3 protein-coding genes and 1 pseudogene are annotated in these 3,704 nt (G+C 41.4%); 1 reads left to right on the top strand and 3 read right to left on the bottom strand.

The features are described from left to right. Positions 1-243 precede the first annotated feature (243 nt). Together pbp1a and recU are read right to left on the bottom strand one after the other, a co-directional pair. The gene (gene pbp1a / locus ABPH35_RS10540; RefSeq protein WP_349989641.1) at positions 244-2,397 is read right to left on the bottom strand and encodes a penicillin-binding protein PBP1A; all 2,154 of its coding nucleotides are present in this window, start codon (positions 2,395-2,397) and stop codon (positions 244-246) included. Beyond that, a complete protein-coding gene (gene recU, locus ABPH35_RS10535) occupies positions 2,378-2,998 on the bottom strand; it encodes a Holliday junction resolvase RecU (protein ID WP_349989640.1) in 621 nt (206 codons plus the stop codon). Before recU ends, pbp1a begins: the two co-directional genes overlap by 20 nt. A 71-nt stretch (positions 2,999-3,069) precedes the next feature. On the opposite strand from recU, the gene ABPH35_RS10530 reads away from it, so the two are divergent. Next, on the top strand, positions 3,070-3,582 hold the full coding sequence (locus tag ABPH35_RS10530) for a DUF1273 domain-containing protein (RefSeq protein WP_349989642.1): 513 nt from the start codon (positions 3,070-3,072) through the stop codon (positions 3,580-3,582). 14 nt (positions 3,583-3,596) lie between these two features. On the opposite strand, the pseudogene ABPH35_RS10525 reads toward ABPH35_RS10530, so the two are convergent. Further along, a pseudogene (locus tag ABPH35_RS10525) lies at positions 3,597-3,704 on the bottom strand (IS30 family transposase); the annotation flags it as partial.

Here is a 3,704-nt window from a genome sequence, read left to right as displayed (position 1 = left end):
TTCTTTTTGGTGTATAATAGTGTTGCATCTCAGAGTCTTTCTAATTGTTGTTGTGGTGATTACAATTATATCTCTCTGAGATGTTTTTTAATACCCTTGACTGGCTAACTTCATTTTAGAACTTTCGGAGCGAAACTCAATTGTGATTTTGTAGCAATTGAGTCCGTTCCCCCTTGATTTCTAGCTTTCGAGTTTCTTTGCTTAGCTATAGCCGTTACTTGCCACGCTACAAGTATCTTATAACTATTGCGAAGAGTTTGGAACAGTTTCTGTCGTAGTTGGTTGGGCCTCACTGTTACCTGCTTCTGTCGTTTCGCTCGAACTTGTAGTGCTGTCACTCGTGCTGGTCTCAGAAGTTGTTGACGAGCTAGTTGTTGACGAACTTTCTGGTACGTAGTAGGTAGATGGTGTATATTTTGGTGTCGCACTTTCTAGATATAGATTGGAACCATACTGATAGAGCCCGCTTGGGATTTCCCAATCTTCTGCCGATTCGACTGGGTTCAGATAGGTCATCATATTACGATAGACATCTGTAGCAATTAAGATACCACTATCTAAGACAGGTGTTTGTCGATTATTATATCCGGTCCAAACAGCCATTGCATACTTGGTAGAATAGCCAACAAAATTTTCATCAGGCACGACCATTAAGCTATAATTAGAGGCCTCGTTGCTGTTGCGGATAGCTTGATATTCATCATCGGAATAGTTAGATGTTCCGGTTTTTCCAGCTTGTGGAACGCCGGAGATTGCTGCATTAGCCCCGTTTCCGAGGTATAATACACTTTTTAGGATATCTGTCATCATATAGGCTGTTTCTTTGGTCATAACCCGTTTTCCTTCGGGTGCATACTCAGTGACAGAGCCATCGCTGAAAACGATTTTGTTAACATACTGCGGCTTGTAGTAAGTTCCGCCATTTGCAAAAGCAGCATATGCTGCAGCCATCTTCTCACTACTTGCTCCGTATTTGGTACTGGCCTCTGTTGTATTGCTAGAGATGGCGTTTGAATAGAGGAGCTGTGGATAAGAGATACCGAGGCTTTCTAAAAACTTGGTCGCCTTATCCAGTCCAACGGCTTCAAGAGATTTAACGGCAGGGACATTCCGAGAGTACTGTAGGGCAGATTTGACCGTCATGGTTCCATAGTAACTACGGTCCCAGTTATTGACAGGTGTTGTCGAACCCGGGAAGTAGTATGGGGCGTCAACGATTGTATCTGCGGTTGAGGTAAATACCTGTTCTTCAAAAGCAGGGGCATAGTCCGTAATTGGCTTCATCGTCGAGCCAAAGTCACGGTTGGTTTCGACGGCTTGGTTGGTTCCAAAAGAAACATTAGCGGATTGATGGCGAGATCCTAACTGTGCAATCACACGGCCATTGTCTACATCAACGACTGTAGAGGCTACTTGAAAATCATCGTCTGGGTAATTGACGTAGAGATCTGAATTATAAATATCCCAGAGTTGCTGTTGTGCAGCAGCATCGACGTTGGTATAGACATCAAGACCAGTTGTCAGAAGATTATAGCCAGTTTTTGTCTCCACCTCTTCAATTACTTGCTTGAGATAGTTATCCATATAAGCTGGATAGGCAGAGGTACTGGTCAAAGGTTGTAATCCATCGGTAACAGGTGATAGAATCGCTGCTTCATACTGTTCTTGAGAGATATACTTTTTCTCGAGCATCTCCCCAAGAACGAGATCACGGCGATATTTTGCAGCCTCTGGCTGAGTATAGGGGTCATACTGATTTGGAGCTTGCGGCATACCCGCCAGCAAGGCTAGTTGCGGAAGAGATAAGTCTTTCAGATCCTTTCCGTAATACGACTTGGCAGCTGTTTTCATCCCGTAGTTTCCGTTTGCCATAAAGACTTTATTGACATAATAGGTTAGGATTTCTTGCTTGGTATTTCGACGTTCAAGTTGAAGGGCCAGCCAAGCTTCTTGGATTTTTCGCTTGATAGTACGATCGTTTGTTGATGTCGAGAAATAGGTCAGCTTGATAAACTGCTGATCAAGGGTTGATCCTCCCTGGAGGCGGCCGCCCCTTAAGTTATTGACCAAGGAACCTGCAATACGAATGATATCGACTCCACGATGTTTAAAGAAGCGCTGGTCTTCGATTGAAACAATTGCATTAACAAGATCGGTTGGAATTTCTGCAATTGTCGCATTTGAGCGCTTTTCGGAGCCTAAATCAGCAATCAAGTGATTGTCTTTATCATAAATCTTGCTAGAAACGGTAGCTGTCAATGCTTCCTCTGTCAGCTTAGGAGCTGTCGAGATGTAGTAGCCGACCAAGCAGGCAACTGCAATAAAAATAACGATAAAGGTCGCCAACGCAATGTTTGCGATCCATATCAATATTTTTTTAACGTTTATATTTTTCAAGAGTGTCACCACCTAATAAATTTTTTTCAACAATGTCTAAGTAGGGCAGGCTGGGATAGCCTCCCATCTCCAATTCAAATCCGTTCTCCCGTATATAATCAATGGGAATCGATTTTTTTCCATTTTCCTCATAATAGAAGTGGATGAGAGCAGGGGCAGGTAGCAGAAAGGTCTCCTTGAGTGTTGAAAAGTGAAGGAGCACAAAGCAAATTCCTTTTTGTTGCACGACGCGATTCATGTGTTCAATTTGATGGGCATGAAAGTTTTTCATCGGCATAGAGGTTTTGTGACGTGTTTCCTTAGCCTCAAAGTCGATATAGTAGCCGTTGTATACCCCTGAGTAGTCAGTAGTCGATGCCTGTCGAAAATAAGCCTCAACAATTTTTGCACGACTGCGTTTGGGGTAATCCACCTTTACGACTTGGACAGGAGTGGGTTTTTTGTGAATGACTGCCATGTTGTGTGCCAGATAGTAAGCGTTGCTGTCATTAATCGCTGCCTCAAAGGACATCCCCCGATTAGCGAAATTCACTGTCTCCTTGGAAGTATCATGCTTGGTTCTAATGATAGTGCGTTTTACCTGATGAGGATAATTGACCATAGAACTCCTTCTTGATAAAATAATATCAGTATATTATATCATAAAATAGGAAAAGAGTTCAAGTAATGCATATTAAAAGCCTATTAGTTGTGGGTTATCGCCATACAGACCTAGGAATTTTTTCAGAAAAAGATCCGAGATTGGCAATCATCAAAGAGGCTATTCGACAGGATTTTATTCGATTTCTTGAAGAAGGTGTGGAGTGGTTCATCTTTACAGGGAATTTAGGGTTCGAATATTGGTGTTTGGAAGTCGCAAAAGAGTTAAAAGAAGAAGGCTATTCGTGTCAACTAGCGACGCTTTTCTTGTTTGAAAATCATGGGGAGAACTGGAATGAAGTTAATCAAATCAAACTGGCCCAGTTCAAGTCAGTTGATTTTATTAAAATGGTCTATCCGCGCTATGAAAATCCTAGTCAGTTTCGTTATTATAATCAATTTCTTTTAGACAATACAGACGGTGCTTATATTTTTTACGATAGCGAAAATGAAACAAACTTGAAATATCTCTATCACGAGATGTTAAAAAAGGAAGAGTATAGTAAAAAAACGCTTACCTTTGAACGGTTAAATGAGGTAGGCTAAATTTCAAGTTCAAGTTAGCCAGTCTGTAAAAATTCTCTAGGAGATTTGTAACCCAATATCTTCTTTGGATAGTTGTTAATCCAGTTTTCAATAAATGCGACTTGTTGTTGCGTCGCATTTTT

It is taken from the genome of Streptococcus handemini, assembly GCF_040984445.1.
In the GTDB taxonomy this organism is placed as follows: Bacteria; Bacillota; Bacilli; order Lactobacillales; family Streptococcaceae; genus Streptococcus; species Streptococcus handemini.
Note: the sequence above shows the minus strand (reverse complement) of the source record. Positions and strands in the feature narration are given on the sequence as shown.